The organism is Kitasatospora sp. Root107 (genome assembly GCF_001424875.1).
Taxonomy (GTDB): domain Bacteria; phylum Actinomycetota; class Actinomycetes; order Streptomycetales; family Streptomycetaceae; genus Kitasatospora.
Window position 1 is genome coordinate 452,832 of the sequence record NZ_LMCT01000067.1, and the last position, 26,435, is coordinate 479,266.

At 70.9% G+C, this 26,435-nt stretch carries 30 protein-coding genes; 15 read left to right on the forward strand and 15 right to left on the reverse strand.

Annotation, left to right across the window (positions count from 1 at the left end):
- Window positions 1-4: 4 nt before the first annotated feature.
- The 4 genes from ASC99_RS38080 to ASC99_RS33280 form a co-directional block, all read right to left on the reverse strand.
- The gene (locus tag ASC99_RS38080) at window positions 5-184 is read right to left on the reverse strand and encodes a hypothetical protein (RefSeq protein ID WP_200948494.1); all 180 of its coding nucleotides are present in this window, start codon (window positions 182-184) and stop codon (window positions 5-7) included.
- 206 nt (window positions 185-390) lie between these two features.
- Window positions 391-789, reverse strand: coding sequence for an ACT domain-containing protein (locus ASC99_RS33270; protein WP_057239078.1), 399 nt, complete (start codon window positions 787-789; stop codon window positions 391-393).
- A 115-nt stretch (window positions 790-904) separates the two neighbouring features.
- Window positions 905-1,252, reverse strand: a complete 348-nt coding sequence (locus ASC99_RS33275) for a DoxX family protein (protein ID WP_057239080.1) — start codon at window positions 1,250-1,252, stop codon at window positions 905-907.
- A 137-nt stretch (window positions 1,253-1,389) separates the two neighbouring features.
- Window positions 1,390-2,100 (reverse strand): hypothetical protein, encoded by a 711-nt coding sequence (locus ASC99_RS33280; RefSeq protein WP_057239083.1) that lies wholly within the window; start codon window positions 2,098-2,100, stop codon window positions 1,390-1,392.
- 234 nt (window positions 2,101-2,334) lie between these two features.
- Between ASC99_RS33280 and ASC99_RS33285 the strand changes: the two genes are divergently transcribed.
- Window positions 2,335-2,640, forward strand: coding sequence for a hypothetical protein (locus ASC99_RS33285; RefSeq protein WP_157531908.1), 306 nt, complete (start codon window positions 2,335-2,337; stop codon window positions 2,638-2,640).
- A gap of 163 nt (window positions 2,641-2,803) precedes the next feature.
- On the opposite strand, the gene ASC99_RS33290 is transcribed toward ASC99_RS33285, so the two are convergent.
- The gene (locus tag ASC99_RS33290) at window positions 2,804-3,385 is read right to left on the reverse strand and encodes a dihydrofolate reductase family protein (protein ID WP_057239087.1); all 582 of its coding nucleotides are present in this window, start codon (window positions 3,383-3,385) and stop codon (window positions 2,804-2,806) included.
- Window positions 3,386-3,515: 130 nt separating this feature from the next.
- On the opposite strand from ASC99_RS33290, the gene ASC99_RS38085 reads away from it, so the two are divergent.
- Window positions 3,516-4,070, forward strand: a complete 555-nt coding sequence (locus tag ASC99_RS38085; protein WP_235583189.1) for a PadR family transcriptional regulator — start codon at window positions 3,516-3,518, stop codon at window positions 4,068-4,070.
- An 82-nt stretch (window positions 4,071-4,152) separates the two neighbouring features.
- On the opposite strand, the gene ASC99_RS33300 is transcribed toward ASC99_RS38085, so the two are convergent.
- The gene (locus ASC99_RS33300) at window positions 4,153-4,368 is read right to left on the reverse strand and encodes a hypothetical protein (RefSeq protein ID WP_063857257.1); all 216 of its coding nucleotides are present in this window, start codon (window positions 4,366-4,368) and stop codon (window positions 4,153-4,155) included.
- Between the two features lie 404 nt (window positions 4,369-4,772).
- On the opposite strand from ASC99_RS33300, the gene ASC99_RS33305 reads away from it, so the two are divergent.
- Complete coding sequence (locus ASC99_RS33305; RefSeq protein WP_057239090.1) at window positions 4,773-5,477, forward strand: bifunctional DNA primase/polymerase; 705 nt, start codon at window positions 4,773-4,775, stop codon at window positions 5,475-5,477.
- A gap of 18 nt (window positions 5,478-5,495) precedes the next feature.
- Here the strand turns inward: ASC99_RS33305 and map are convergent, their stop codons facing one another.
- Complete coding sequence (map, locus tag ASC99_RS33310) at window positions 5,496-6,341, reverse strand: type I methionyl aminopeptidase (protein WP_057239092.1); 846 nt, start codon at window positions 6,339-6,341, stop codon at window positions 5,496-5,498.
- A gap of 64 nt (window positions 6,342-6,405) precedes the next feature.
- On the opposite strand from map, the gene ASC99_RS33315 reads away from it, so the two are divergent.
- Window positions 6,406-6,636 carry a hypothetical protein gene (locus ASC99_RS33315; protein WP_057239094.1) on the forward strand — a complete coding sequence of 77 codons (231 nt, stop codon included), beginning with the start codon at window positions 6,406-6,408 and terminating at the stop codon, window positions 6,634-6,636.
- Between the two features lie 7 nt (window positions 6,637-6,643).
- Here ASC99_RS33315 and ASC99_RS33320 read toward each other — a convergent pair whose 3' ends face one another.
- Together ASC99_RS33320 and ASC99_RS33325 are read right to left on the reverse strand one after the other, a co-directional pair.
- A complete protein-coding gene (locus tag ASC99_RS33320) occupies window positions 6,644-7,954 on the reverse strand; it encodes an MFS transporter (protein WP_057239096.1) in 1,311 nt (436 codons plus the stop codon).
- 52 nt (window positions 7,955-8,006) lie between these two features.
- Entirely contained in the window at window positions 8,007-8,579 is a 573-nt protein-coding gene (locus ASC99_RS33325) for a hypothetical protein (RefSeq protein WP_057239231.1), read from the reverse strand.
- Window positions 8,580-8,627: 48 nt separating this feature from the next.
- Between ASC99_RS33325 and npdG the strand changes: the two genes are divergently transcribed.
- Both npdG and ASC99_RS33335 read left to right on the forward strand, forming a co-directional pair.
- Window positions 8,628-9,314, forward strand: coding sequence for an NADPH-dependent F420 reductase (gene npdG, locus ASC99_RS33330; RefSeq protein ID WP_057239097.1), 687 nt, complete (start codon window positions 8,628-8,630; stop codon window positions 9,312-9,314).
- A gap of 71 nt (window positions 9,315-9,385) precedes the next feature.
- Entirely contained in the window at window positions 9,386-9,571 is a 186-nt protein-coding gene (locus ASC99_RS33335) for a hypothetical protein (protein ID WP_057239100.1), read from the forward strand.
- Between the two features lie 4 nt (window positions 9,572-9,575).
- Here the strand turns inward: ASC99_RS33335 and ASC99_RS33340 are convergent, their stop codons facing one another.
- Window positions 9,576-10,391: a site-2 protease family protein gene (locus ASC99_RS33340; protein ID WP_057239101.1), complete on the reverse strand. Its 816-nt coding sequence runs from the start codon at window positions 10,389-10,391 to the stop codon at window positions 9,576-9,578.
- Between the two features lie 147 nt (window positions 10,392-10,538).
- Between ASC99_RS33340 and ASC99_RS33345 the strand changes: the two genes are divergently transcribed.
- Entirely contained in the window at window positions 10,539-13,853 is a 3,315-nt protein-coding gene (locus tag ASC99_RS33345) for a BTAD domain-containing putative transcriptional regulator (protein WP_057239103.1), read from the forward strand.
- A 7-nt stretch (window positions 13,854-13,860) separates the two neighbouring features.
- Here the strand turns inward: ASC99_RS33345 and ASC99_RS33350 are convergent, their stop codons facing one another.
- A complete protein-coding gene (locus tag ASC99_RS33350) occupies window positions 13,861-14,691 on the reverse strand; it encodes an ABC transporter permease (protein WP_057239105.1) in 831 nt (276 codons plus the stop codon).
- The gene (locus tag ASC99_RS33355) at window positions 14,688-15,707 is read right to left on the reverse strand and encodes an ATP-binding cassette domain-containing protein (RefSeq protein WP_057239107.1); all 1,020 of its coding nucleotides are present in this window, start codon (window positions 15,705-15,707) and stop codon (window positions 14,688-14,690) included. The genes ASC99_RS33350 and ASC99_RS33355 overlap by 4 nt, the downstream gene beginning before the upstream one ends.
- Window positions 15,708-15,893: 186 nt before the next feature.
- Here ASC99_RS33355 and ASC99_RS33360 point away from each other — a divergent pair, with 186 nt between their 5' ends.
- Window positions 15,894-16,328: a hypothetical protein gene (locus tag ASC99_RS33360; RefSeq protein ID WP_057239110.1), complete on the forward strand. Its 435-nt coding sequence runs from the start codon at window positions 15,894-15,896 to the stop codon at window positions 16,326-16,328.
- Between the two features lie 67 nt (window positions 16,329-16,395).
- Here the strand turns inward: ASC99_RS33360 and panB are convergent, their stop codons facing one another.
- Window positions 16,396-17,283: a 3-methyl-2-oxobutanoate hydroxymethyltransferase gene (gene panB, locus ASC99_RS33365; RefSeq protein ID WP_057239112.1), complete on the reverse strand. Its 888-nt coding sequence runs from the start codon at window positions 17,281-17,283 to the stop codon at window positions 16,396-16,398.
- Window positions 17,284-17,502: 219 nt separating this feature from the next.
- Between panB and ASC99_RS33370 the strand changes: the two genes are divergently transcribed.
- The 3 genes from ASC99_RS33370 (at window position 17,503) to ASC99_RS33380 (ending at window position 20,941) form a co-directional block, all read left to right on the forward strand.
- Window positions 17,503-19,104 (forward strand): MFS transporter, encoded by a 1,602-nt coding sequence (locus ASC99_RS33370; protein ID WP_057239114.1) that lies wholly within the window; start codon window positions 17,503-17,505, stop codon window positions 19,102-19,104.
- 51 nt (window positions 19,105-19,155) lie between these two features.
- The gene (locus ASC99_RS33375) at window positions 19,156-19,809 is read left to right on the forward strand and encodes a TetR/AcrR family transcriptional regulator (protein WP_057239116.1); all 654 of its coding nucleotides are present in this window, start codon (window positions 19,156-19,158) and stop codon (window positions 19,807-19,809) included.
- Between the two features lie 121 nt (window positions 19,810-19,930).
- Window positions 19,931-20,941, forward strand: a complete 1,011-nt coding sequence (locus ASC99_RS33380) for an endonuclease/exonuclease/phosphatase family protein (protein ID WP_057239118.1) — start codon at window positions 19,931-19,933, stop codon at window positions 20,939-20,941.
- A 20-nt stretch (window positions 20,942-20,961) separates the two neighbouring features.
- Here ASC99_RS33380 and ASC99_RS33385 read toward each other — a convergent pair whose 3' ends face one another.
- Window positions 20,962-22,716 carry an NAD+ synthase gene (locus ASC99_RS33385; RefSeq protein ID WP_057239119.1) on the reverse strand — a complete coding sequence of 585 codons (1,755 nt, stop codon included), beginning with the start codon at window positions 22,714-22,716 and terminating at the stop codon, window positions 20,962-20,964.
- A gap of 87 nt (window positions 22,717-22,803) precedes the next feature.
- On the opposite strand from ASC99_RS33385, the gene ASC99_RS33390 reads away from it, so the two are divergent.
- The 4 genes from ASC99_RS33390 (at window position 22,804) to ASC99_RS33405 (ending at window position 25,380) form a co-directional block, all read left to right on the forward strand.
- Window positions 22,804-23,079 carry a type II toxin-antitoxin system Phd/YefM family antitoxin gene (locus tag ASC99_RS33390; protein WP_057239121.1) on the forward strand — a complete coding sequence of 92 codons (276 nt, stop codon included), beginning with the start codon at window positions 22,804-22,806 and terminating at the stop codon, window positions 23,077-23,079.
- Entirely contained in the window at window positions 23,079-23,498 is a 420-nt protein-coding gene (locus ASC99_RS33395) for a type II toxin-antitoxin system VapC family toxin (RefSeq protein WP_057239123.1), read from the forward strand. The genes ASC99_RS33390 and ASC99_RS33395 overlap by 1 nt, the downstream gene beginning before the upstream one ends.
- Before the next feature lie 122 nt (window positions 23,499-23,620).
- Complete coding sequence (gene glnA / locus ASC99_RS33400; protein WP_057239125.1) at window positions 23,621-24,982, forward strand: type I glutamate--ammonia ligase; 1,362 nt, start codon at window positions 23,621-23,623, stop codon at window positions 24,980-24,982.
- A gap of 182 nt (window positions 24,983-25,164) precedes the next feature.
- Window positions 25,165-25,380 (forward strand): bacteriocin immunity protein, encoded by a 216-nt coding sequence (locus ASC99_RS33405; protein WP_057239234.1) that lies wholly within the window; start codon window positions 25,165-25,167, stop codon window positions 25,378-25,380.
- A 7-nt stretch (window positions 25,381-25,387) separates the two neighbouring features.
- Here ASC99_RS33405 and ASC99_RS38090 read toward each other — a convergent pair.
- Window positions 25,388-26,285, reverse strand: a protein-coding gene (locus ASC99_RS38090) for an IS5 family transposase (protein ID WP_369824369.1) whose coding sequence is annotated in 2 segments (ribosomal slippage) — window positions 25,388-25,880 and window positions 25,879-26,285 — 900 coding nt in all. Because the reading frame shifts where the segments join, the coding sequence is not laid out codon by codon here.
- Window positions 26,286-26,435: the final 150 nt, after the last annotated feature.

Below are 26,435 nucleotides of genomic sequence, written 5' to 3' on the forward strand. Positions count from 1 at the left end.
TGGCTCAGACCTCGGGATTCCCGCCGCTGTCCCGGACGGTGTAGGCGAGCGTACGGTCGTCCAGCCAGGCGGCCTGGTCGTCGATGCTCCGGCTCTCCGCCGTGGCGGTCACCTTGAGCGAGGCCAGGTCGAGCACCGACAGCCGCCACCCCTTGCCCGGGTCGGCGTCCACCGCTTCCTTCATCAACCAGCCCCATACGGCAGACGCGAACACTCGCACGTAGCTGTAAACCTGGCCCTTCAGGGCCGGGTAGTTGTTCCTGCACGCCAACAGCTACGACTGGGAGGTCGTGCCCGAGGCGGGCAAGACCTACAACGACAAGGGCACCACGGCCTGCCACTGATGCTCCGTCACCTGAGGCGCGGGAGGCCGGTCGGCGCTCCCGCGCCTCAGTGCTGCTCGGCCGCCAGTTGCTCCAGTGCGGCGACCGCGCGCTCCGCGTCGGCGTCCGCGACGAACAGGTGGTCGTGGTGGAAGCCCGCCACCACGTTGCAGCTGATCCCGTGCTCGGCCAGCCGGGTCGCCACCGCCGCCGTCAGGCCGACCGCCTCCAGTGCCGAGTGGATCCGCAGCGTGATCCAGGCGGCCACGTAGTCGTACGGCAGGCCGAGCGCGTCCGCCTCCTCCTGCGCCACCACCACCGTCGGCCCCTCGGGCTCCGCCACCGTGACGACCGGCTGCAGCCCGACCGGGACCCGGGTCTCCAGGGTGCAGTACACGTACCGCCCGGGGTTGAGCTCCGGGCGCATCCCGCTCAGCAGCTTCCGCAGATCACTCTCACCAGCCATGGCTGCCACGGTAGCCGGTGCGGGTGGCCCGGGTGCCGGGCGACACGGACCGTCCCGTCCCGTCACCTGCTCCCGGAAGAGCGGGGCTTGGCCTGCTGACGCAGCGTCAGGCGGATCAGGCGGCGAGGCCGAGGCCGTAGGCGACGACGGCCGGGGCCAGGTAGACCAGCGGGAATGCGGCGTGGGCGTACGAGCCGGCCCGGATGCAGGTGATCGCGGCACCGAGGTAGTAGAGCACCAGACCGACGGTGGCGGCGATGCCGATGAACGGGATGAACAGGCCGACCAGCAGACCGAGCGCCCCGGCGGCCTTGGCCAGGCCGAGCGGAGTCCACAGACCCTCCGGGACCTTGTACTGGACCATCGACTGGACGACGAAGTCGGCCCGGCTCAGCAGCGAGTAGGCCGAGAAGCCGGTCATGGCGGCGGCGAGCACGGTGACGATGACGTAGGCGGTGTTCATCAGGAGGTCTCCTCAGCGGGCGGTGTCCGGAGCGGGCTCGCTCCGTTGCGTCTCACTGCATTGACCCGGCCGGGTGCGCGAGTGTGACAGGGCTGAGAGAAAACTTTTTCCGGGCCGCCCCGCAGGGTCGGCTGCCGTCAGCCGGCGCTGACCGAGAACGAGTTGGTGATGAAGTCCAGGCCACCGGCGGCGGAGGTGATCTCGTACCCGAACTGGACGTTGCCCAGCGTGATGTCGCCGATCCAGCCCTTGGTGTTCTTCATCCAGTTGAGGAGGGCGAGGACGTTCACGGTGCCGGAGCTGGCGTTGAAGCTGCGGACGAAGGAGAAGACCGCGTTGGAGCCGTTGCTCCCGCGGTAGACGGTCCAGGTGTGCCCGCCGAGGGTGAGCGTGCCCTGTGACGTGCCGAGCGGGCCGACCGGGCCGGTCTTGTTGACCCAGAGCATGATCTCGTAGGCATTGGCCGAGTCCCAGATGTCGTACGCGGTCGTGTACGCGCCGGAGGACGGCACGCTCACATTGAAGCTGGAGCTGACCGAGGACAGGGCGCTGAGCTTCTTGCCGACGTACTTCGTCGCGTTGGGGTACGACTTGATTCCGCCGGTGTTCGGGTGGGCGGCCCAGACACCCCAGTTGGAAGAGGAGTTGGCCCAGATCGTCTGGGAGCCGGCGCCACTGCCCCAGATGTTGTTGTAGAGCGTGTACCCGCCGCTGCTCCAGGTGCCCCACTGGGCGCTGCTGGACCACGTCGCCGCGTACGCGGGCTGGGCAACGAGGCCGAGGCCGGCGGTGACGGCGGCGAACGTGCCGAGGAGTACGGTGCGGCGTTTGGGGGAGCGCGGGATCATGGCGGCTGCCTTCCGTGGGGTCCGGTCCGGATACAACCCGCCGGCGACCCGCGCGGTGGTGAGGAGCCGTCAGCTGCCCGGCTCTCCGTCCACGATAGGAGCGGCCCCGAGATGCGGACAACAGGTCGGAACAGTCCGCTTCCGGCCAGACCGGCGGCCGTTCATGGACGGGCTTCCGTGCGGAGAGTAGTCGCCCCGGTGCTCTTGGTGCATGGCTACCGATCTGATTGGGAGATGACGGGCCGGCTCCAGGAGCAGGTCGATCTGACCCAGGTGCAGTGTCAGGTCCAGGTGAAGCTGGGGCTCGTGACGCTGCTGCGGAGGACGACCACGCTGCCGGAGCTGCTGAAGATGATGGGAGCGGAACTGGAGGGCCACACGCAGGCGCCCGCCGGGGAGTGGAAGCAGACCTGGACCTTCATGCTCCCCCGGGAGATCCCGAAGGGGGACTTCCGGATCTACATCCAGTCGTACACCGGGGACGGGGAGGAGAAGGACTTCATGGACTTCTACCTGCACACCGACTTCCGTCGCCGGTAGGCCGAACGCCCGCCGACCCGGTCCCGAATGCCGCCCGCCACACGCCACGTGTGGCGGGCGGACGCGTGACGGTCCCGTACGGGGTCCGGCGCCGGTTGCAGTCGGAGGCCCGATCTTGTGTCACCGTTCGCAGTGGACTTCTTCGCGTACCCGCTCAGATCGGTCAACGGCGCACCCGATAGCGCAGGTGAAGCACCCGGTTGCCCTGGATCGCCACGTCAGGATCCTCCAACAGGTGCTGCGCGTGGACCGACCCGAAGTAGCGCTTGCCGGACCCGAACACGACGGGTACGACGTCCATGCGCACCTCGTCGATCAGGCCAGCGGCAAGCACCTGGCCACCGACGTCGCCGGCGGCGACCTCGACCATTCGGTCACCCGCAAGCTCCTGCGCCTTGGTCATGGCTGCCTCGACGCCGTCGACGAAGTGAAACGGCGCCTCGGGGTCCCAGCCCTCGGGTTCCGGCCGGTGCGTCACGACAACCACGTGGTCGATCCCGCCCGGCGGCTTCCCGCCCCAGCCGTCCGTCAGGTCGAAGACGTGGCGGCCGACGATCGTGACTCCGATCCGGTCCCAGTACGGCCGGGTGTAGTCGTAGGACGTCTGTGACACCTTCAGCTCGCCGCTCTCGTCCAACGGGACGTCACCGCTGGACAACCAGTCGAACAGCGGTCCGGGCTGGTCATTCTCGTCCGCGACGAAGCCGTCCACCGAAACCGAGCCGTACATGACCACCTTGCCCATGGGGCTCTCCTCTGCTTTGGGGTGCCCCAAATTAGCCCACAGTCCGCGATCGCCGATCCGTTGACGAGCGATAGTCAGCGATATATCGTCGAAGTATCGGGATAATACGACCGAGAGAGTGGTGAGTGAGGTGCGCAGGCGGGAGTGGCGCGAGGAGCGCGAGGCGTTCGGTGGGTTCGGCGGGCCGCCGTTCGGCCATGGCGGGCGGGGCTTTCCCGGGCACGGTCGGCGTGGGGGCAGGGCGCGGCGGGGTGATGTCCGGGCCTCGCTGCTGGCGCTGCTGACGGAGCGGCCGATGCACGGCTACGAGATGATCACCGAGCTGGGCGAGCGGACGGGCGGGGCCTGGCGGCCGAGCCCGGGGTCGGTGTACCCGACGCTGCAGTTGCTCGAGGAGGAAGGCCTGATCAAGGGTCAGGAGGCCTCCGGTAAGCGGCTGTTCGAGCTGACCGAGGCCGGTCGGGCCGAGGCGGCGGGTGGTTCGGCATCGCCCTGGGAGGAGACGGCGGGGCGCGGGGGCCCCGGCTGGGAGTCGATCCAGGAGGTCGGCCAGGCTCTCGGCGCGGTCGACCAGGCGATCCGTCAGGTGATGACCACGGGCACCGAGGAGCAGCGGGCCAAGGGCCTCGCGGTGCTCAACGACGCCCGGAAGAAGCTGTATCTGATCCTCGCCGAGAGCGACTGACCCGGGCAGCTCGAAGGTCGGATCGGCTGCGCACGGAGCGCCGCACGAACGGTGGGCTCAAGGGGGTCGGGCTGAGGGGGCGTCAGGCCTCGGGGGCGTACTCGTAGCGCCAGCGCCAGCGTCCCTTGGGATCGTACTCCTTGGCCCGGTGGTAGACCAGCGTGGTGGCGGGGTTCTCACCGTGGGCCGGGACCGGGACCCGGTAGGTCTTGGGGACGTTGTTGAACGGGGTCAGCGCGATGGGCAGCACCCGCCCGTCCAGCGGTCCGCCGTGGAATTCGGTGTCCGTGCTTCTCACGGCTCCACCCTACGGGGCAGCCGAGGTGGACATGGTGGGCCCGGGGCGTGAAGAAGATCGGGAGCCGGTGTGACCAGCGCAGCACCGCCCCCGGTCGGAACGGCCCCCCCGGCACCCTTATCCTGCTCTGTACGCCCCCGGGGTTTCCCGGGTCGGCGGGCCCTCGTACGGGCCGGGTGGGGTGTGCACGGCGCGTCTGCCCGCCGAGCCTCAACTCTCGTGTCCGTACCGTGCCCCCGGGCGTTCGGCCGTCCGGCAACTCCGGCTCCGGCCTTCGGCAATGCTGCCGGATCAACCCGCGTCCCCGGGAAGTAACGGGGTGGGCTCCGGCGTTGCGTCGGATGTTGCGTCGGTCGCTGTGTCACACCAGGCACGGCAGCTACAGCAGGTGCGGAAGGGGCCCGATGGAAGCCAGCAGCAGCAGGTGGACCAGTTGGTGGCAGCGGCGAGAGCGCGAGCGTGCCACCGTCGCGACCGGGGTGGACGCGGCAGGTCGACTGGATCTGCTGCTCGGTGCGGTGCGCGCGGGCTTCCCGCTGGCGCCGGCCGCGCACCCGGCGGGGCACCGTTGTTCGTGTGACCGGGTCGGCTGTCCGGCGCCGGCCCAGCACCCCGTCTCGTTCGCCTGGCAGTCCCAGGCCACCGTCGATCCGGAGCAGCTGGCGCGCTGGCTGTCCCGCGATCCGCAGGCCAACTTCATCACCGCCACCGGCCGCGCCCACGACGTGCTGGACGTCCCGGCCGAGGCCGGGCGGCTGGCGTTGGAGCGCCTCGACGCGCTCGGCGTGCACGGCCCGGTGGCCGCCGTCGGCGAGGACCGCTACCTCTTCTTCACCGCGACCCGGGGCACCCCGGTGGACGAGGACGAGTGGTGGCCGAGCGTGCTGGACAGCACGCCCGACACCATGTCCGAGCACCCCGGTCTGCGCTGGCACTGCCGCGGCTCGTACACCCTGCTGCCGCCGGCCTCGCTGCCGGACGGCTCCGAGGTGCGCTGGCTGCGCGGCCCCGAGTACGCCCTGCCGGACGCGCTCCGGGTGCTCGACGTGCTGACCGACGCCTGCACCGAGGTGGGCGCGGTCGCCGAGGAGCAGTGGCTGATCGGCTGACCGCGTCCCAGCGAGGGGCTAAGGCAGCGTCAGGATCTCGGCGCCGTCGGCGGTGACCAGCAGCGTGTGCTCGAACTGCGCGGTGCGCTTGCGGTCCTTGGTGACCACGGTCCAGCCGTCGGCCCAGATGTCGTAGTCGTACGTGCCCAGGGTGAGCATCGGCTCGATGGTGAAGGTCATCCCGGTCTTGATCACCTCGGTGGCCCGCTCGCTGTCGTAGTGCGGGACGATCAGGCCGGAGTGGAACGAGGTGTTGATCCCGTGGCCGGTGAAGTCACGGACCACGCCGTAGTCGAACCGCTTGGCGTAGGACTCGATCACCCGGCCGATCACGTTGATCTGACGACCCGGCTTGACGGCCTTGATCGCCCGGTCCAGGGACTCCCGGGTGCGCTCGACCAGCAGCCGGGACTCCTCGTCCACGTCGCCGCAGAGGTAGGTCGCGTTCAGGTCGCCGTGCACGCCGTGGATGAAGGCGGTGGCGTCGATGTTGACGATGTCGCCGTCCTGGAGCACCGTCGAGTCCGGGATGCCGTGGCAGATCACCTCGTTGATCGAGGTGCAGACCGACTTGGGGAAACCCCGGTAGCCGAGGTCCGACGGGTAGGCGTCGTGGTCGCACATGTACTCGTGGGCGACCGCGTCGAGTTCGTCGGTGGTCACGCCGGGGGCGATCAGCTTGGCGGCCTCCGCCATCGCCTGCGCCGCGATCCGCCCGGCGATCCGCATCTTCTCGATGGTCTCCGCGGTCTGCACCTCGGGCCCGGTGTACGGGGTCGGCTTGGGCTTGCCGACGTACTCCGGGCGCGGGATGTGCGCGGGGACCTTGCGGATGGGGGACTGGATGCCGGGTACGAGAGCCATGACCGCGAGTCTATCGGCCGGGTCGTGGGGCATGATCGGCACAGGACGACGGAGGGAGCAGTCGATGGTGTTCGGCAGGAGCAAGCCGACCGGCAAGCCCGGTGAGTGGTTCTACTGCATCAAGCACGCCAAGGTCGAGGAGGGCCCGGAGTGCCCCGCCAAGGACCGGCTCGGCCCGTACGCCAGCCGGGAGGAGGCCGCCCACGCGCTGGAGACCGCCGCCGAGCGCAACCGCGAGTGGCGCAACGATCCCCGGTGGAACAACGGCGACGGCCCCGCGGAGGAGCAGAGCTGACCGCCCGTCAGGCGGCCACCGCGGCCTCGCGGGTGGCCGCCTCGGCCTCGTGCTGGGCCCGGACCAGGGCGACGTTCTCGTCCGTCCGGTCGTCGTAGCGCAGCAGCCGGGGCACCGCGGCGGCCAGCCCGAGCACGCCCACCACGCAGGCCAGACCGCCCATCCAGACCGAGCCGCGGACGCCGACCAGACCGGCCATGCCGCCCGCCCTGACCTGGCCGAGCTGCGGGCCGACCGAGTAGCTGAGCAGCTCCACCCCGGCGAGCCGGCCGCGCAGGTGGTCCGGGATCGACTGGTTCCAGATGGTTGTCCTGGCCACCCCGCTGATCTGGTCGGCGCCACCGGCGACGGCCAGGCAGAACAGCACCAGCCAGATGTTGCCGACCAGTCCGGCCAGCGCGATCGAGATGCCCCAGCCGAGCGCGGCCAGCACCAGCATCCGGCCGTGCCGGTGGATCCCCGAGGTCCACCCGCTGGTCGCCGAGACCACCAGCGCACCGGCCGCGGTCGCGCCGTACATCAGGCCGAGCGCCCAGTCGGCGCGCAGGTCCGAGGCCCAGAAGGCGTAGATCGCCACCGGGTAGGCGAACAGCATCGCGACGGTGTCGATGACGTACGTGTTCAGCAGGTCGCGGCGGCCCCAGGCGTACTTGATGCCGGTGACGATCGCGCTCAGCGAGGGCTTCTCGGCGCCGGTCGACGGCGGGACGGCCCGCATCCGGGCGAGCAGCAGCAGTGAGACGCCGAAGGTGAGCACGTCCAGCGCGTACGCGGTCTGTACCCCCGCCACCGCGACGATCACGCCGGCCAGTGCCGGTCCCGCCACCGAGGCGGCGTTGCGGTAGAGCGAGGTGAGCGCGAAGGCGGCGGTCAGCTGGTCGTGCGGGACGATCCGCGGGGTGAGCGAGTCCAGTGCCGGGCGCTGCAGGCCGTCCAGCGCGGCGACCAGTCCGGCCACCAGGTAGACCGGCCAGAGCACCGGGGTCGGCAGCAGCGCGTTCAGCAGCAGCAGGCCGGAGAGCAGCAGTAGCCCGGCCTCCGACCACAGCACCAGCTTGCGCCGATCCAGCGCGTCGGCGAGCGCGCCGCCCCAGAGGCCGAAGACGATCAGCGGGACGAGCTCGACCGCGCCGACCAGGCCGACCGCGAACGAGGAGTCGGTGAGGTCCTTGATCTGCAGCGGCACCGCGACATAGGTGAGGAAGCTGCCGAAGGCCGAGACGCAGCCCGAGCTCCAGAGCAGCCGGAAGTCCCGGGAGGACCGCCACGGGGAGAGGTCGGGGCGGAGCCGCTGCCAGCGGGAGGGTTGCGTGGTCACGGGGCATGGTGCGGTTTTCGGCCGAACGGCTGCAACCGAATTACCGGTGCGACTACCAGTGCGCGACGGGCGAACCCATGAGGCGCTCGGCCAGCCTGGCCAGCCGGGAGGAGGGGGCCCCGGCGGCCGAACTGACGAGGTGTTGGACCAGGTCGAACGGTTCGGGCTCGGCGGCCGGCACGGTCAGCCGTTCGTGCGCCAGCTCGGCCAGCTCCGGGTCGCCGGTGTCCAGCGCGAGCACGGTGGCCCCGCCGCGCCGGGCGTCCTGCACCCGCTCCAGCAGGCCGGCCTCCGCCGAGGCGGGTGCCACCAGCAGCACGGTCGCGCCCCGCCGTGCCTCCGTCAGACCGCGCAGCCCGTACGAGAGATGAGCGGGGTCACCGGGCTCGACCCGGTGGCGCAGCAGGGTGGGGGCCAGCCGGGGGACCCCCGAGCGAGTGGCCTCCTCGTCCAAGTGCGCGGCCAGGTGCCAGGGTTCGTACGCCTCGGTGCCGACCAGCAGCAGGCCCCGGGCGGTGCGGCGGCCCACCGAACGGCGCAGCGCCCCGGCGAATACCAACGCGGACTCGGGCCAGCCGGTGCCGGCCAGCCGCTCGCGTAGTGCTGAAACTCTCACCGGGTCCATGGACAAAGAGGATGGAGCAGGCCGGGGGGCTTTGGCAGGATCTTCGGCATGACTACCCACGATTCAGTGACCACGCCCGCGCTCCCCGACGTCTCCGGTCTGGTGGTCGGCGTCCTGGGCGGCACCGGCGACCAGGGCCGTGGGCTGGCCTTCCGGCTGGCCAAGGCCGGCCAGCAGGTGGTGATCGGCTCCCGGACGGCCGAGCGCGCGGAGGCGGCGGCCGCCGAGATCGGCCTCGGGGTCCGGGGCGCGGACAACGCGGGCTGCGCCCGGGAGAGCGACATCGTGATCGTCGCGGTGCCCTGGGACGGCCACGCCGCCACCCTCTCGGCGCTGCGCGAGGAGCTGGCCGGGAAGATCGTGGTGGACTGCGTCAACCCGCTCGGCTTCGACAAGCAGGGCGCCTACGCGCTCAAGCCGGAGGAGGGCAGCGCCGCCCAGCAGGCCGCCGCCCTGCTGCCGGACTCCCGGGTGACCGCCGCCTTCCACCACCTCTCGGCGGTGCTGCTGCAGGACGAGTCGATCGAGCAGATCGACACCGACGTGCTGGTGCTCGGTGAGGACCGGGAGGCCACCGAACTGGTCCAGGCCCTGGCCGGCCGGATCCCCGGCATGCGCGGCATCTTCGCGGGCCGGCTGCGCAACGCCCACCAGGTCGAGTCCCTGGTCGCCAACCTGATCTCGGTGAACCGCCGCTACAAGGCCCACGCGGGCATCCGGATCACCGACGTCTGACCCCGTCGGGAGCAGTCGGAACGGTCGGCGAGAATGGGGCCGACCGTTCCCGGCCCTAGGAGTCCCGCGCCATGCCCCGCAACGCCCTCTTCTCGCTGATCATCTGTGTGCTCGCGCTGACCGCCGCCGTGGTCTCGCTGATCCAGGGCCGCTGGCTGGGCCTGATCTGGGTGCTGATGGCCGGGGTCTTCAGCAACATCGCCTGGTACCACCTGCGCCGGGCCCGGCAGGCCAAGGCCTCGGTGCAGCAGGGCTGACCGGTCAGTTCTGCCAGAACCGGAACAGGTAGCTGCCGAGCTGGCTGAGCGCCGGGTTGGCGCCGAACAGGTCCATCACCGAGTAGACCAGGTCGAAGAACCAGCGGTTCACCTCGGACTGCCAGAGCAGGATGAAGACCGCGAGCAGCCCGTACGGGGCGAACGGCTCGACCGCCCGGCGGGTCTTGAGGGAGAGCCACGGCTCGACGATGCCGTAGCCGTCCAGGCCGGGGACCGGCAGCAGGTTGAGCAGGGCGGCGCTGATCTGCAGCATGCCGAGGAAGCCGAACGCGGCGGCCAGCGGTGAGACCGAGAGCTGCCGGCCGTCGAGCTCGACGAAGACCGACGGGTTGTCCAGCCAGCCGGCCCCGATCGGGATCAGCAGGACGGCCGCGCAGAGGACGTTCACCAGCGGGCCCGCCGCCGAGACCAGGCTGTGTTTCAGCCGGCCCTGGATGCGGTGCCGCTCGATGTAGACCGCGCCGCCGGGCAGGCCGATGCCGCCCAGGATCACGAAGATCACCGGGAGTACGAAGCTCAGCAGGGCGTGGGTGTACTTGAACGGATTGAGGGTCAGATAGCCCTTGGCGCCGACCGAGATGTCCCCGCCGTGCAGCGCGGTGCGGGCGTGCCCGTACTCGTGCAGGCAGAGCGAGACCACCCAGCCGGACACCACGAACAGGAAGATCCCGAACCGCGCGCTGCCGTAGCCGGTGGCCACCGCCCAGCCCGCCGTGCCGAGGGTCGCGAGCAGTACCCAGAACACCGGACTGATCCGGCGGTCCTCGCTGCGCGAGCGCTGGGTTTCGGCGAAGGTCATGGCGCGATGGCTCCGATACGTGGGGAAGGGCCGACGGTCGATCATGCCGGGTCCGGCCGGGCCCGGACAAGGCGTGCCGGATGAACGGACCGGACGAGGCAGCAGTTCCGGGCGTACCAAGGGCTCGGCATCACCCAGAATGGCCGGGTGCACTACGGCATCCTCGGAACCACCACGGCCCACCACGACGACGGCACCCCCGTACCGCTCGGCGGCGCCCGGCTGCGCGCGCTGCTCACCGCGCTGGTGCTGCGCCAGGGCCGGCCCGTCCCGGCCGACCTGCTGGTGGACGAGGTCTGGGGCGCCGACCCGCCGCAGGACTCGGCCGCCGCGCTGCAGACCCTGGTCGGCCGGCTGCGCCGCACCGTGGGCCGCGAGCAGGTCGGCTCCGGGCCCGCCGGGTACTGGCTGGCCGCGGGGGCCAGCGATCTGACTGACTTTCAGGGCCTCGCCGCCGAGGGTCGCCGGGCCGCCGAGCAGGGCGACCACGCGCTGGCCGCCGAACGGCTGACCGCCGCGCTGGCGCTCTGGCGCGGCCCGGCGCTGGCCGACCTGCCGGACCGGGGCGGCTCCGCCACCCGGCTGGAGGCCGAACGGGACGAGACCCGCCGGCACCGGATCACCGCCGAGCTCGCGCTCGGCCGGGCCGCCGAGGTGACCGCCGAACTCGCCGAACTCTGCGAGAACCGCCCGCTGGACGAGCCGCTCGCCGCCCTGCTGATCCGGGCACTGCGCGACGGCGGCCGCACCGCCGAGGCCCTCCAGCAGTACGAGCACACCCGGCGCGCGCTGGCCGACCAGCTCGGCACCGACCCGGGCGAGCCACTTCGCGCTCTGCACCGGGACCTGCTGAACGGCGCCGAGCCCGCCCCGGCGGCCCCCCAGCGGACCCGGACGACCGGCAACCTGCGCCCTAGGCTGACCAGTTTCGTCGGCCGGGACGAGGACCTGGCGGCCGTCCGGGCCGCGCTGGCCGGCGGCCGGCTGACCACGCTGACCGGCCCCGGCGGCTCCGGCAAGACAAGACTGTCGGTCGAGGCCGCGCTGGCCGAACAGGCCGCGCAGGCGGCCGGCAGCTGGCCGGACGGCGTCTGGCAGGTCGAGCTGGCCTCGCTCGACGACCCGGCCGCCACCCCCGGCGCGGTGCTCTCCGCCCTCGGCCTGCGGGAGACCGTGCTGCACAACGGCGGCACGGTCGGCGAGGTCGCCCGGGTGCACGACCCGGTCCGCCGGCTGGTCGAACACTGCGCCCAGCGCCGGATGCTGCTGGTGCTGGACAACTGCGAGCACCTGATCCAGGCCGCCGCCGAGCTGGCCGACCAGCTGCTCGCCGAGTGCCCCGGGCTGACCGTGCTGGCCACCAGCCGGGAGCCGCTCGGCGTCCCCGGCGAGGTGCTGCTACCGGTCGAGCCGCTGCCGGGCGAGGTCGCGCTGCGGCTGCTGGCCGAGCGCGGCGCCGCCGCCAGGCCCGGCTTCGACCCGGCCGAGGACCCGGCCGCCTGCGCCGAGATCTGCCGCCGCCTGGACGGCCTGCCGCTGGCCATCGAACTGGCCGCCGCCCGGCTGCGCGGCCTGACCCCGCGTCAGCTCGCCGACCGGCTGGACAGCAGGTTCGCCCTGCTGACGGCCGGCTCGCGCACCCTGCTGCCCCGGCAGCAGACCCTGCGCGCGGTGGTGGACTGGAGCTGGGACCTGCTGGGCAAGCGCGAGCGCGCGGTGCTGCGCCGGCTCGCGGTCTTCGCGGGCGGCTGCACCCTGGAGGACGCCGAGCAGGTCTGCGCCGACGAGGCCGAGGTGCCCCGGGAGGAGGTCGCCGACCTGCTGCTCTCGCTGGTGGACAAGTCGCTGCTGGTGGCCGGTCTCGGCGAGCACCCCCGCTACCGGATGCTGGAGACCATCCTGGAGTACGCGGGGGAGCGGCTGGCCGAGGCCGGCGAGCCGGAGGTGGCCATGCGTCACGTCCGGCACTACCGCGAGCTGGTGCGCGAGGCCGATCTCCGGGTGCACGGTCCCGAGCAGCTGCACTGGCTGGACGTGCTGGAGCGCGAGCAGGACAACATCCGGGCCGCGCTGCGCCGGGCGGTCGACCTGGGCGAGGAGCAGGAGGCGCTGGTCCTGGCGCTCGGGATGAGCTGGTTCTGGCAGCTGCGGGACTACCGGAGCGAGGCCCAGGCCTGGTACGAGGAGATCACCGCGCTCGGCCCCGACGTCTTCGCCGAGGACGCCCGGCCGGCCGTCCCGCTCACCGAGGGACCGCTGGACGCGCCGCTGCCGATGTCCGGGGACATGGTGGACGAGGCCCGGCGACAGCTCCAGCTGTTCAAGCTGGTGACCATCTTCTCCGGCGACATGGAGCAGCTCGTCGAGACCGGCGCGGTCAGGCTCGCCCAGCGGGTGCTGGACGTCTACACCCCGGATCTCCCGCAGGCGTTCCGCTTCCCGGCGCTGATGCGGGTGTTCGCCTCCTTCGTGGCCGGGCAGATGGACAGCCTCAAGGAACTGCTGGACGGCGCGGTGGCGGGGGCCAGGCAGCACGGCCGGCCTGGCGACCTGGCGTTCGTGCTGGGGATCCGGGCCCGGATGCTGAACGACTGGGTCGGCGGTCTGCCGCAGGCCACCCTGGACAGCGCGGAGGCGCTGGAGATCTTCACCCGGATCGGCGACACCTGGGGCCGCTCGGAGGCGCTGGCCGCGCAGGCGGAGGCGCTGGGCAACAACGGTGACTCCGAGGGCGCGGCCGAGACGTACCGGCAGTCGATCCGGCTGGCCGAGGAGCTGGGGGCGCACCACGAGGTGCCGATGCTGAAGGTCCGGCTGGGTGAGGCGGTGCTGCAGAGCGATCCGGAGGGCGGCGAGGCGCTGGTGCGGGCCGCGCTGGACAGCGTGGTGCCGGGCAGTCAGTCGGCGGACGGGGCCCAGCTGTTCGGCAACCTGGTGCTCTGCTCGGTGCTGGCCCGCCGGGGCGAGTACACCGAGGCGCTGGCCAGGCTGGACTACCTGACGGGGAACCGGCAGATGCTCGGCCCCCTGGTGCCCGAGGTGTTCTCCGGTCTGCTGCTCTGCATCCGCAGCTGGGTGGTGGCCAGGGCGGGCGATCCGGAGCAGGCGATGACGCTGCTCCGGGAGGGCCGGCGGAAGATGCGGGCGGTCGACGGCGCGGCCGGGGTCTTCGCCCAGCACATGACGGTGCTGCTGCTGCCGGCGTTCACCGGCACCCTGCTGGCCGTCGGGGTGCTCCGCGGCGACCTGCGGATCGTCCGGTACGCCGCGGTGTTGCTCGGCGCGCACGACCAACTGCACGGCCCCCGGGGCACGTTCATCGAGCGGCAGGAACGGGTGGAGGCCGAGCAGACCGCCCGGGAGCTGCTCGGCGAGGCCGGGTACCTGGCCGCACACGCCGAGGGCGGCGAACTCGGCCTGGCCGAGACCGCCGCCCTGCTGGACGTGGTGGGCGCCCTCTGAGGAGGCGTCAGGTCCGCTTGCGGAACCGGGCCACCGCCAGCGGGGCGGTGACGGCGGTGATGGCCACCGACCAGATCACCACGATCAGCACCGAGTGGCTGAACGCTTCGCCGTTGATCAGGCCGCGGCAGGCGTCGGCCAGTGCGGAGAGTGGGTTGTACTCGGTGAAGGTCTGCAGCCAGCCCGGCATGGTGCCGGTCGGGGCGAAGATCGAGCTGCCGAACTGGAGCGGCATGATGACCAGCATCGAGACGCCCTGGACGGCCTGCGGACTGCTCAGCGACATGCCCAGCAGCATCGAGATCCAGACGATCGACATGCCGAACATCAGCGACAGGCCGACGGCGGCGAGCAGGTGCAGGACGTCGGTCTTGATCTCCAGACCGATGATCATCGCGAAGGTGATCAGGATGGTGAAGGACACCAGCGCGCGCAGCATCTCGGCGGCCATCTTGGAGAGCAGCACCGCGGACCGGCCGATCGGCAGGGTGCGGAAGCGGTCCATCACGCCGGTCTGGAAGTCGCTGTTCAGCCCGGTGCCGACGGCCATCGCCAGATTCAGTCCCGTGGTGCCGAGCAGCCCGGGAACCATGTACTGGATGTACTGCGCCCGGGTGGGGAACATCGCGCCACCGAAGACGTAGATGAACAGCACGGTGAAGATGATCGGCACCAGCACGGCGTCGAGCATCGACTCCGGGTCGGCCTTGATCCGCATCAGGTTGCGGCGGGTCAGTGCGCCGATGTGCCGCAGGGTGGCCCGGGGGCCGATCCGGACGTCGTCGGCGTTCAGGGGCGCGGGCTTCACGGTGGCGGGGCTGAGGGTGGCGGCGCTCATGCGACGGCCTCCTTCTCCAGGGTCGGGACGGCGTCGGTGGGGCCGGACTTGCCGGTGATGGTCAGGAAGACCTCGTCCAGGCTGGGCAGCTTGGTGTCTATCCCGGCGATGCCGAAGCCGCGTGAGCCGAGCACGCCGATCACGGCGGTGAGCTGCTCGTCGTCGGTCAGCTGGACCGAGAGCAGGCCGGTGTCGGCGGAGAAGGTGGCGCCGGTCAGGCCGGTCTCGTGCAGGCAGCGGGCCATCTCGGGCAGCTCGGCCGGGTGCACCGGGCGGACCTGCAGGGTGCGGCCGCCGACCTGGGCCTTGAGCTCGGCGACTCCACCGCTGGCGATCACCTTGCCCTTGTCGATCACGGTCAGCGCGTCGGCGAGCTGCTCCGCCTCCTCCATGTACTGGGTGGTGAGCAGCACGGTGGCCCCCTCGGAGACCATCCGCTGCACCTCGTCCCAGACCTCGTTGCGGGTGCGCGGGTCAAGACCGGTGGTGGGCTCGTCCAGGTAGAGCACCTTGGGGTTGCCGATCATCGAGGCGGCCAGGTCGAGCCGCCGCCGCATCCCGCCGGAGTAGGTCTTGGCCGGGCGCTTGGCGGCGTCGGTGAGCGAGAAGCGCTCCAGCAGCTCGGTGGCCCTGGCCTTGGCCTGCTTGGCGGGCAGGTCGAGCAGCCGGCCGATCAGGTAGAGGTTCTCGTAGCCGGAGAGCAGCTCGTCGACCGAGGCGTACTGGCCGGTCAGGCCGATGGTGCGGCGCAGCTGCTTGGGCTGGCGCAGCACGTCGTAGCCGCCGACGAAGGCGGTGCCCGCGTCCGGCTTGATCAGGGTGGAGAGGATCCGGACCAGGGTGGTCTTGCCCGCGCCGTTCGGGCCGAGCACGCCGAGCACGGTGCCCTGACGGACGGTCAGGTCGACCCCGTCCAGCGCCTTGGTCTCCCCGTAGTGCTTGACGATGCCTCGTACCTCGACGGCGTTCGTGCCGCTGAGCCCCCGGTCGTTCGGGGCGATGTCGTTTCGGTTCATGGCAGCAGCCTGCCCGGGGCCGCTGTCACGGCGCTGTCAGCCCGCTGTCGCCACCGACAGCCCACTGTCAGGGCCAACCAGTTGTTCAATCTGACGACGCCTCAGATTCATGGGTATAGTGCAATATCACATTGCAGCAGTTCTTGGCGTGGGGCCGAGAACGCTGTTCAGAGGGAGGGAACTCTCATGTTCCGCAAGCTTCTCGTCGTCGCCGGTGCGGCCGGTCTGGCGCTCGCCGCCACCCCGGCTTCGGCCACCACCACCGAGACCGTCGTCACCTGCGGCTACTCCGGCCTGCAGTCCGGCCTGCAGACCAAGGTCTGCGCCGAGGTCACCGGCGACCAGGTGCAGCTGTACGGCCAGGTCGGCCTGGCGGGCCCGCCGAGCCCGGGCACGGTGCTCCAGCCGAAGGAGCTCATCGTCGGCCTGACCGGCCAGATCGTCGGCGGAGCCTCGCTCGGCACCGTCCAGGGCTACCGCACCTTCACCGCCTCCACCATCCAGGTGCGCGGCGTGGGCGGCACCGTGCCGTGCGGCTCGACCGTGCACGCCTCGTTCTCGGTCGCGTCCTACCCGTGGGCCCCGAACCCGGTGACGTTGGACCTGCCGATCGCCTGCTGATGACGCGTCAGTGAGATGCGGAAGGGCGGTGCCGGGGCCCCGGCACCGCCCTTCCTTGTTGCGCGGACTACTTGAAGGTGTGCTCCGGAGCCGGGAAGGTGCCCGCGCCGACCTCGGCCGCGAACTCCCGGGCGGCGTCGCCGAGTACGGCCCGCAGGTTCGCGTACTGCTTGACGAACTTCGGCACCCGGCCCGCCGTCATCCCGGCCATGTCGGTCCACACCAGGACCTGGGCGTCGGTGCCCACGCCGGCGCCGATGCCGACGGTGGGGATCGCCAGCTGCTCGGTGACCTGCGCGGCCAGCTCGGCCGGTACGGCCTCCAGTACGACGGCGAAGGCGCCCGCCTGCTGGACCGCCTTGGCGTCCCGGAGCAGCTGGTGCGCGGCCTCGTCGCCGCGCCCCTGCACCGGGTACCCGCCGAAGGCGTGCACCGACTGCGGGGTCAGCCCGATGTGGGCCATCACCGGGATGCCGGCCTCGACCAGCAGCTCGATCGAGCGGGCGCTGCGCTCGCCGCCCTCCAGCTTGACCGCGCCCACCCCCGCCTCCTTCATCAGGCGGGCCGCGTTGTGCATGGCCTGCGCGGGCGACTCCTGGTAGGAGCCGAACGGCATGTCGCCGATCACCAGCGCGCGCTTGGTGCCGCGCACCACGGCGGCCGACAGCATCACCATCTGATCCATCGTCACCGGGACGGTGGTCTCGTAGCCCAGGTGGCAGTTGCCGGCCGAGTCGCCGACCAGCAGCACCGGGATGCCGGCCTCGTCGAAGACCCCGGCGGTGAGCGCGTCGTAGGCGGTGAGCATCGCCCACCGCTCGCCGCGCTGCTTGGCGGCGGCGATGTCGCGGACGGTCACCCGGCGGTTGGTGACCCCGCCGTAGAGGGTGTGACCCTCGCCCTGGGCCTTGCCCTGGCTCTGGCCCTGGGCAGGCTGAAGCGGAGAAGCGTTCATGGAACAGGCTCCTGAAGGTTGTCGTCTCGTGGCGCCGTACGGCGTCCCCGGATCTGCTCCCATGCTTGCACGCCGACCCCGCTTGGCAAAGGGCGGGCGCGCCACGGGTTCTTTGCCGAGAATTTACGATACGGACCCGTCTCGTATCGTAAAGCTCGCTAGTCTGATTCGAGACGCTTCCGACTCGTAATCACTTGCTCTCCGGGGGAGACCCACCTCATGACCACCGCCGCACCGTCCCGGATACCCGAGGCCGTACACCGCCGCCGCTGGGCGATCCTGGGCACGCTGGTGCTCGCCCTGCTCGTCGTCGTCCTCGACAACTCGATCCTCAACGTCGCGATGAAGACCATTGCCTCGCCCGCGCCCACCGGGCTCGGGGCCAGCCAGAGCGATCTGGAATGGTCCATCAACTCGTACACCCTGGTCTTCGCCGGGCTGCTGTTCACCGCCGGGCTGCTCGGCGACCGGCTCGGCCGCAAGTGGGCGCTGCTCGGCGGCATGGTGGTCTTCGGTTTCGGGTCACTGCTCTCCGCCATGGCGAGCTCGCCCGGTGAACTCATCGGCTACCGCGCGGTGATGGGCCTGGGCGGCGCCTTCGTGATGCCCGCCACGCTGGCCATCATCATGAACGTCTTCGAGCGGGACGAGCAGCCCAAGGCGATCGGCATCTGGGCCGGCGCGGTCGGCCTGGCCATCGCGATCGGCCCGATCACCGGCGGCCTGCTGATCGAGCACTTCTGGTGGGGCTCGGTCTTCCTGGTGAACGTCCCGATCGTGCTGATCGCCCTGGTCGCGATGGCCCTGCTGGTGCCCAACTCCAAGGACCCGAACCCGGGCCGGCTCGACCCGGTCGGCGTGCTGCTCTCGATCGTCGGCCTGGTCGCGCTGATCTACGGCATCATCAAGGGCGGCGAGCTGGCCGACTTCACTGCTCCGGCGGCCTGGGTGCCGACCCTCGGCGGTGTGCTGGTGCTGGCCGGCTTCGTCCTGTGGGAGACGCACACCGACCACCCGGCGATGAACGTGGGCTGGTTCCGCAACAAGGTCTTCAGCGCCTCCGTCACGGTGATCGGCCTGGTCTTCTTCGCGCTGATGGGTGTCTCGTTCTTCGGCGTCTTCTACATCCAGAGCGTGCGCGGCTACAGCGCCCTGCAGGCCGGTGTGCTGATGCTCCCGCTGGCCGTCGCCCAGCTGCTCTTCGCCCCGCGCGCCCGGCTGGTGGTGGACCGCTTCGGCGTCCGGGCCACCTGCGCGGCCGGCATGGCCCTGATCGCGGTCGCCTTCCTCGGCTACCTGCTGCTCGGTCAGACCACGCCGATCTGGCTGCTGGTGGTGCTCGGCTTCCTGATGGGCGCCGGCATGGCGCACGTGATGCCGCCGGTCACGGTGGCCATCATGGGCTCGCTGCCGCGCGAGAAGGCGGGCGCAGGATCTGCTCTCAACAACACCTTCCGCCAGGTCGGCGGCTCGCTCGGGGTGGCCGTGCTCGGCGCCGTGCTCTCCACCGTCTACCGGGACGGCGTCTCCGACTCGCTCGGCAACCTGTCGCCCGCGCTGCGCGACAAGGCCGGCGAGTCGCTGGAGGCCACGCTGGCGATCGCCGGTCGGACCGGCGACAGCGCGCTGGTGAGCCAGGCCTCGGAGTCCTTCATCCACGCCATGCACGTGGTCGCCGGGCTCTCCGCCGGGGTGACCGCGGTCGGCGTGCTGCTCGCCTGGTTCCTGCTGCCCGGCAAGGTCGCGGCCCCGGCCGCAGGCCCGGCACCGGCGGCCGAACCGGCGGCCGAACAGACCGCCGAACAGGCCGAGCGGGTCTGAGCAGGCGTCATGGTTGATCAAGGTGGTGCCCGGGGCGGGCAGAATGGCCCCATGCAGACCGAGACCACCACGTCCACCTCCGGCGGCGGGCCCTGTGCCCCCCGCCGGGGGCGGCCGCGCAGCGAAGCGGCCGAGCAGGCGATTGTGGCCGCCGTCGAGCGGCTGATGGAGGAGGGCACCGGGCTGGCCGAGCTCTCCGTCGAACGGATCGCCGCCGCAGCGGGCGTCGGCAAGGCCACCATCTACCGGCGCTGGCCCAACAAGGAGGCCCTGCTGGTCGACGTGGTGGCGCGGCTGGAGGAGCAGCCGGAGCCGGTGCTCAACGGCGTCGGCGTCCGGGACAGCCTGATCGCGATGGTGGACGACATCCGGCGCCGGGGCCTGGCCAAACGCTCCCGCTGGGCGCTCAAGGCCGCACTCGGCCAGCTCGAAGGCTGGCCCGAGCTGCGCCAGCTGTACAAGGAGCGGATCATCCAGCCGCGCCGCGAGCTGGCCCGGGAGATCATCCGGCGCGGGGTCGCGGAGGGCGTGCTCCGGGACGACATCGACATCGAGCTGCTCACCGAGATGGTGATCGGCCCGATCCTGGTCCGCGCCGTGCTCTGGGGCGAAGGCCCGCTGGACGACGACGGCCTGGCCGAGCAGATGGTCGACGCCGTGCTGACCGGCGCGGGCGTGCGGCCGTCCGGTGGCGAATCTCACTGACCGGGGGCGCGCCGCAACCCGGCGCGGCTCCGGTGGCGTCTGTCCCGTCATAGGCTGAGCCGAGAATCCGACTAAATCGGTGGCAGCCCCGACGAAGCGGAACAGCACGGAGGATCGGTTCATGGCACAGACGGACGAGGCAGCGGCACCGGCCGAAGGTGGGCAGCCCGCGGCTCGTCGGTTCTGGCGGACCGACGGCTGGCGGTCCGGCACCTGGCGCCGGGGCTGGATCCTCGCCGTGCTGGCCGCCCTGACGGCCGCCCTGCTCGCCTTCCACTCCTCGGTGCCGAACGCGATCGGCAACCTCGGCAGCCTGCTGGAGACCTTCCTGCCCTGGCTCGGCCTGGCCGTCCCGGTGCTGCTGGTGCTCGCGCTGCTGCGCCGCTCGGCTCTCGCGCTGGTCGCGGTGCTGCTGCCCGCGGCGGTCTGGTTCAACCTGTTCGGCGGCCTGCTGACCGACAAGAGCACCGGCAAGGGCGACTTCACAGTGCTCACCCACAACGTCGCGGCGGGCAACCCCGACCCGGCCGGGACGGTGCGGATGCTGAACAGCTCGGGCGCGCAGATCGTCGCGCTGGAGGAGCTGGCCTCGAACGCCGTCACCACCTACCGCACCGGCCTGGCGGCCAGCTATCCGTACCACGTGGTGGAGGGCACCGTCGGGCTCTGGTCCAAGTACCCGATCACCGACACCCGGGTGGTGGACATCAGGATCGGCTGGACCCGGGCGTTCCGGGCCACCGTGACGACCGGTCAGGGCCCGCTCGCGGTCTACGTCGCGCACCTGCCCTCGGTCCGGGTCAAGTTCGACGGCGGCTTCACGGCCGAGCAGCGCGACGTCAGCGCGCAGGCGCTCGGCGACGCGATCGAGGCCGAGCCGCTGAAGAAGGTCCTGCTGCTCGGCGACCTCAACGGCACCATGAACGACCGCTCGCTGGCGCCGGTCACCTCACAGCTGCGCTCCGCCCAGGGCGCCGCCGGGGACGGCTTCGGTTTCAGCTGGCCGGCCGACTTCCCGATGGCCCGGATCGACCAGATCCTCAGCAAGGGCGGTCTGAAGCCCACCGACTCCCGGGTGCTGCCGGCCGACGGCAGCGACCACCTCGCGGTCGCGGCGGACTTCCGGTACTGACGTCTTCGGTTGAGTGACCGTCAGCCCTGGCGCCAGCGGTTGGTGATGGGGAGGCGGCGGTCCCGGCCGAAGCCCTTGCGGGAGATCTTCGGGCCCGGCGGGTACTGCCGCCGCTTGTACTCGGCGGTGTCCACCAGCCGGACGATCCGGTCCACCACGGCCGCGTCGAAGCCCTGCGCCACGATCGCGTCCCGGCCCTGGTCGCCCTCGACGTAGAGGTCGAGCACGGTGTCCAGCAGGTCGTAGTCCGGCAGCGAGTCGGTGTCCACCTGATCCGGCCTCAGCTCGGCCGACGGCGGCTTGCTGATGGTGTTCGCCGGGATCGGCGGCACCTCGCCGCGCTCCTCGGCCAGCTCGTTGCGCCACCTCGAGAGCCGGAAGATCAGCGACTTGTAGACATCCTTGATCGGCCCGTACGCGCCCACCGAGTCGCCGTACAGGGTCGAGTAACCCACCGCCAGCTCGCTCTTGTTGCCCGGCGCGAGCACCAGGTGCCCCTCCTGGTTGGAGATCGCCATCAGCAGCGTGCCGCGCAGCCGGGACTGCAGGTTCTCCTCCGCCAGCCCGGTCAGCCCGAGCGCCTCCATGTACGCGTCGAACATCGGGGCGATCGGCACCGTACGGAAGTTGAGGCCGGTCCGCTCGGCCAGCTCGGCCGCGTCGTCCCGGGAGTGCTGGGAGGAGTACCGGCTCGGCATCGAGACGCAGTGCACGTTCGCCGCCCCGATCGCGTCCACCGCGATGGCCGCCACCAGGGCGGAGTCGATGCCGCCGGACAGGCCGATCAGCACCGAGCCGAAACCGTTCTTGCGGACGTACGCCCGGGTGCCCTCGACCAGCGCGCCGTAGATCTCCGCCTCGTCGCTCAGCCGGGGCTGCGGCTCGTACACGGACTGCTTGCCGTTTCCGGGCTCGCCTTCAGGCCCGCCGTCGAGCTCGGTGCGGACCAGCCGGAGCCCGTCCACCAGCAGCAGCCCGTCGGTGTGGTTGGCCGACGCGGCCGGCAGCTCCAGGTCCACCAGCAGCAGCGTCTCCTCGAACTGCGGCGCCCGCGCGATCACCTCGCCCTCGGCACTCACCACCAGCGAGTCGCCGTCGAAGACCAGCTCGTCCTGCCCGCCGACCATGTTGAGGTACGCCAGCGGGCAGCCCGCCTCGGCCGCCCGCCGCTGCACCAGCTCCAGCCGGGCGTCGTCCTTGTTCCGCTCGTACGGCGAACCGTTGATCACCAGCAGCAGCCCGGCCCCCGCCTCGCGGGCCGCGCTCACCCGGCCGCCGTCCTGCCAGATGTCCTCGCAGATCGCCAGCGCCACGTCCACGCCGTGCAGCCGCAGCACCGAGAGCTGGTCGCCCGGCACGAAGTAGCGGTGCTCGTCGAAGACGCCGTAGTTGGGCAGGTAGTGCTTGGCGAACCGGTTCACCACCTCGCCCCGGTGCAGCACGGCGGCGCAGTTCTGCGGCGAACCGGCCGGCCGGTTCGGCTTCGCCTGCTCCGACCGCCCCAGATAGCCGACCAGCACCGGCAGCTCGCCCAGCCCCTCGGCCGCCAGTCGCACCGCCAACTCCACCAGCGCCGACCGGGACGCCTCCACGAACGAACCCCGCAGCGCGAGGTCCTCGACCGGATACCCGGTCAGGGCCATCTCGGGAAAGGCGACCAGCTGGGCACCGGCCTCGGCGGCCTGCCGGGTCCAGCGCACCACCTCATCGCAGTTGCGCGCGATGTCACCGACCCAGGGGTCGGTCTGGCTCAGGGCGAGACGGAGATTGGGCATGGCTCCGAGTGTAATCGTCTAACTGACGCTATGTCTGCACGGGTGTAGCCTGAGAATGCAGTCTGGACAGACTAGACGGAGGTTGGGATGAGATGGCAGGTTCAGGAGGCCAAGCAGAAATTCAGCGAGGTGCTCCGGTTGGCGGAGGCGGAAGGGCCGCAGGTGGTGACCCGGCACGGTGACGAGGTCGCCGTGGTCATCGCCATAAGGGAGTACCGGCGGCTGCGAGGAGAGGATCTCTCCTTCGAGGAGTTCCTGCTGCGCCGGGCCGAGCCCCACCTCGACGACGCGGCCATCGCCGAGATCGACGCGATCGTGACGAACCGTGGGATGCCCCGCCCGGTCGAACTCTGGGAGGACTGATGGGCTATCTGCTCGACACCAATGTGCTGTCCGAGCTGCGCAGGCGGAACCCCGATCCGGCGGTGCTGTCCTGGGCAGCCAAAGCCGCCCCACTGTTCACCAGCGCCTTGGTGATCGGCGAGATCCGCCAGGGAGTCGAGTCGCTCCGCCGAAGGGACGCCGCTCAGGCGGACCGACTCGCGGAGTGGCTCTCGACCGTGCGGCATAGCTACGCGGACCGGATTCTGCCGGTCACCGCCGAGATCGCCGAGACGTGGGGGCGGCTCACCGTTCCCGATCCGCTGCCGGTGATCGACGGGCTGCTCGCAGCCACCGCGCAGGTACACGGGCTCACCTTTGTGACCCGCAACGTGAAGGACGTGGCCCGCACCGGAGTGTCGGTGCTCAATCCGTTCGAACCGGCCGACCCGGTCGGCTGAGGGTCGCCCGGGGGTGGACTCCGGACGAAGATCCGACATGATGGGGGCAGTTGTCGTCAGGCCGCCTCGGGCGCGCTTCGGGACGTAACACGAACGTAAAGAGCAGAGGTGAGACTGTCCCCATGGGCAAGCAGCAGGAGTTCGTGCTTCGTACGCTCGAGGAGCGTGACATCCGTTTCGTCCGGCTGTGGTTCACCGACGTGCTCGGGTTCCTCAAGTCGGTCGCCGTCGCTCCGGCCGAGCTGGAGCAGGCGTTCGAGGAGGGGATCGGCTTCGACGGCTCCGCGATCGAGGGCTTCGCCCGGGTCTACGAGTCCGACATGATCGCGAAGCCGGATCCGACCACCTTCCAGATCCTGCCCTGGCGTTCGGAGACCCCCGGCACCGCCCGGATGTTCTGCGACATCCTGATGCCCGACGGCTCGCCCTCGTACGCCGACCCCCGGTTCGTGCTCAAGCGCACCCTGGAGAAGGCGTCCGCTCTCGGTTTCACCTTCTACACCCACCCGGAGATCGAGTTCTTCCTGCTGAAGAACCTCCCGGGTGACGGCACCCCGCCGATCCCCGCCGACCAGTCCGGCTACTTCGACCACACCCCGCGCGGGGTCGGCCACGACTTCCGGCGCCAGGCCATCACCATGCTCGAGTCGATGGGCATCTCGGTGGAGTTCTCCCACCACGAGGGCGCCCCCGGCCAGCAGGAGATCGACCTCCGCTACGCCGACGCACTCTCCACCGCCGACAACATCATGACGTTCCGTCTGGTCATGAAGGAGGTCGCGCTGGAGCAGGGCGTGCACGCCACCTTCATGCCGAAGCCGTTCTCCGACCACCCGGGCTCGGGCATGCACACCCACCTCTCGCTGTTCGAGGGTGACCGGAACGCGTTCCACGAGTCGGGTGCCGAGTACCAGCTTTCGAAGGTGGGCCGCTCCTTCATCGCCGGCCTGCTGCGGCACGCCGCCGAGACCGCCGCCGTCACCAACCAGTGGGTCAACTCCTACAAGCGGATCTGGGGCGGCTCGCAGCGTACGGCCGGTGCGGGTGGCGAAGCGCCGTCGTACATCTGCTGGGGCCACAACAACCGCTCCGCCCTGATCCGGGTCCCGATGTACAAGCCCGGCAAGCAGGGCTCCACCCGCGTCGAGGTCCGCTCCCTGGACACCGGCTGCAACCCGTACCTCGCGTACGCCGTCACCCTGGCCGCTGGGTTGAAGGGCATCGAGGAGGGCTACGAGCTGCCGCCGGGTGCCGACGACGACGTCTGGGCGCTCTCCGACGCGGAGCGTCGGGCGATGGGGATCCAGCCGATGCCGCAGAACCTTGGCGAGGCCATCGACCTGATGCAGCGCAGCGAACTCGTCGCCGAGACGCTGGGCGAGCACGTCTTCGACTTCTTCCTGCGCAACAAGCGCCAGGAGTGGGAGGAGTACCGCTCCGAGGTCACGCCGTTCGAGCTGCGGAAGAACCTGCAGGTGCTGTAACCGCGGGTCATTGGGTTTACCGAACGCGAGAAGGCTCCGGCTCAGCGGATCATCACCGCTGAGCCGGAGCCTTCTAGATCTGCCTGGGCTCCCACGGGCCGTCAGGTGCCCAGCTAGGAGCTGTCCGGTCGATCATGTAACTCGCTAGGCTCGCCTTCTCCTGGAGGGTGGCTGTGGCGGTGATGACTCGTGAGACTGCCGTTGCGGTGGTGCAGAAGATCATGGATGCGGCCTACGCCGATGATGCCGAGGCCGACCGCGCACTGGCGGCGCTGGACAGGGCCTTCGGCTGTCCGAGTGGCTATGTCAGCGACTTGATCTTCTGGCCCAAGGGGCACGAGCCGACGGCGGCCGAGGTCGTCGAACAAGCCCTGGCCTACCGGCCGTTCGCGTTGTGAGAATGCCTCAGGCGCGCAGCCAGATGACCAGGGCCGCCGCAGTGACGGTGCCCAGGAACACATAGCCGCGCTTGTCATACCGAGTGGCAACCGATCGGGCGTTTTTCAGCTTGTTGATGGCCCGTTCGACGGTGTTGCGCTTCTTGTACCGCTCCTCGTCGAAGCCCGGTGGCCGTCCGCCTCGCGATCCTCTGCGCAGGCGGGCGGCCCGGCTGTCGGTCTTCTCCGGGACGGTGTGCCGGATGCCCCGTCGCCGCAGGTACTCACGAGAGAGGCCGTTGCTGTAGGCCTTGTCCGCCGCGACGCTGTCCGGCTTCTTGCGGGGCCTGCCCAGCCCGAGCCGGGGGACCCGGATCTTCTCCAGTACCGGCACAAACTGGGTGCAGTCCGCCCGCTCGCCTGCGGTGACGATCAGGGACAGCGGACGGCAGCGGCCATCGGCGCTCAGGTGAATCTTGCTGGTGAAGCCGCCGCGCGAACGGCCCAGGCCTCTGCCACGGAGTCTCGCCCTGGTGTTCTGCTACCTCCCCCCTTTGGCGCGGGCGGCGGGGCGGCGGGGCGGTGCGGGCGCCTGCCGCGTGCTGGTGGGCGCGCACGGCGGTGGAATCCACCGAGACGTCCCAGTCAATCTCGCCCGCCGCGTCGGCCGCGGCCTGGGCCTGTTGCAGGAGGCGTTCCCAGGTGCCGTCCGCCGACCACAGCCGGTGGCGCTCGTAGACCGTCTTCCACGGGCCGAACCGCTCCGGCAAGTCACGCCACTGCACGCCGGTCCTCACCCGGTGCAGGATCCCGTCGATCACCTGCCGGTGATCACGCCACCGCCCGCACCGCCCATTGCTCACCGGCAGGAACGGCCGCAGCCGCTCCCACTCCGCGTCCGACAGATCACCGCGTTCCCGCCCCATGCCCGGAATAACGAGCAGATCAGGCGACGGTCACATGATCGGCCGGACAGCTCCTAGTAGTGCTTTGTTAGGTCGGGGCTGGTGCGGGTCTGGCTGGTGGTTGGTGGCAGGTCGGGCATGGGCCGTTCCAGGTGGCGAGGAGCTGTTGGA

Bases quoted from the DNA above. Each gene is read 5' to 3' on its own strand.
- ASC99_RS33360 (WP_057239110.1), top strand. From the start codon at position 15,894: ATGTTCCGCAAGCTTCTCGTCGTCGCCGGTGCGGCCGGTCTGGCGCTC.
- ASC99_RS33275 (WP_057239080.1), bottom strand. From the start codon at position 1,252: ATGAACACCGCCTACGTCATCGTCACCGTGCTCGCCGCCGCCATGACC.
- ASC99_RS33325 (WP_057239231.1), bottom strand. From the start codon at position 8,579: ATGGACCCGGTGAGAGTTTCAGCACTACGCGAGCGGCTGGCCGGCACC.
- glnA (WP_057239125.1), top strand. From the start codon at position 23,621: ATGGGCAAGCAGCAGGAGTTCGTGCTTCGTACGCTCGAGGAGCGTGAC.
- ASC99_RS33340 (WP_057239101.1), bottom strand. From the start codon at position 10,391: ATGACCTTCGCCGAAACCCAGCGCTCGCGCAGCGAGGACCGCCGGATC.
- ASC99_RS33290 (WP_057239087.1), bottom strand. From the start codon at position 3,385: ATGGGCAAGGTGGTCATGTACGGCTCGGTTTCGGTGGACGGCTTCGTC.
- ASC99_RS33350 (WP_057239105.1), bottom strand. From the start codon at position 14,691: ATGAGCGCCGCCACCCTCAGCCCCGCCACCGTGAAGCCCGCGCCCCTG.
- ASC99_RS33355 (WP_057239107.1), bottom strand. From the start codon at position 15,707: ATGAACCGAAACGACATCGCCCCGAACGACCGGGGGCTCAGCGGCACG.
- ASC99_RS33380 (WP_057239118.1), top strand. From the start codon at position 19,931: ATGGCACAGACGGACGAGGCAGCGGCACCGGCCGAAGGTGGGCAGCCC.
- panB (WP_057239112.1), bottom strand. From the start codon at position 17,283: ATGAACGCTTCTCCGCTTCAGCCTGCCCAGGGCCAGAGCCAGGGCAAG.
- npdG (WP_057239097.1), top strand. From the start codon at position 8,628: ATGACTACCCACGATTCAGTGACCACGCCCGCGCTCCCCGACGTCTCC.
- ASC99_RS33390 (WP_057239121.1), top strand. From the start codon at position 22,804: ATGAGATGGCAGGTTCAGGAGGCCAAGCAGAAATTCAGCGAGGTGCTC.
- ASC99_RS33385 (WP_057239119.1), bottom strand. From the start codon at position 22,716: ATGCCCAATCTCCGTCTCGCCCTGAGCCAGACCGACCCCTGGGTCGGT.
- ASC99_RS33285 (WP_157531908.1), top strand. From the start codon at position 2,335: ATGACGGGCCGGCTCCAGGAGCAGGTCGATCTGACCCAGGTGCAGTGT.
- ASC99_RS33335 (WP_057239100.1), top strand. From the start codon at position 9,386: ATGCCCCGCAACGCCCTCTTCTCGCTGATCATCTGTGTGCTCGCGCTG.
- map (WP_057239092.1), bottom strand. From the start codon at position 6,341: ATGGCTCTCGTACCCGGCATCCAGTCCCCCATCCGCAAGGTCCCCGCG.
- ASC99_RS33270 (WP_057239078.1), bottom strand. From the start codon at position 789: ATGGCTGGTGAGAGTGATCTGCGGAAGCTGCTGAGCGGGATGCGCCCG.
- ASC99_RS33315 (WP_057239094.1), top strand. From the start codon at position 6,406: ATGGTGTTCGGCAGGAGCAAGCCGACCGGCAAGCCCGGTGAGTGGTTC.
- ASC99_RS33370 (WP_057239114.1), top strand. From the start codon at position 17,503: ATGACCACCGCCGCACCGTCCCGGATACCCGAGGCCGTACACCGCCGC.
- ASC99_RS33305 (WP_057239090.1), top strand. From the start codon at position 4,773: ATGGAAGCCAGCAGCAGCAGGTGGACCAGTTGGTGGCAGCGGCGAGAG.
- ASC99_RS33280 (WP_057239083.1), bottom strand. From the start codon at position 2,100: ATGATCCCGCGCTCCCCCAAACGCCGCACCGTACTCCTCGGCACGTTC.
- ASC99_RS33395 (WP_057239123.1), top strand. From the start codon at position 23,079: ATGGGCTATCTGCTCGACACCAATGTGCTGTCCGAGCTGCGCAGGCGG.
- ASC99_RS38080 (WP_200948494.1), bottom strand. From the start codon at position 184: ATGAAGGAAGCGGTGGACGCCGACCCGGGCAAGGGGTGGCGGCTGTCG.
- ASC99_RS33405 (WP_057239234.1), top strand. From the start codon at position 25,165: ATGACTCGTGAGACTGCCGTTGCGGTGGTGCAGAAGATCATGGATGCG.
- ASC99_RS33375 (WP_057239116.1), top strand. From the start codon at position 19,156: ATGCAGACCGAGACCACCACGTCCACCTCCGGCGGCGGGCCCTGTGCC.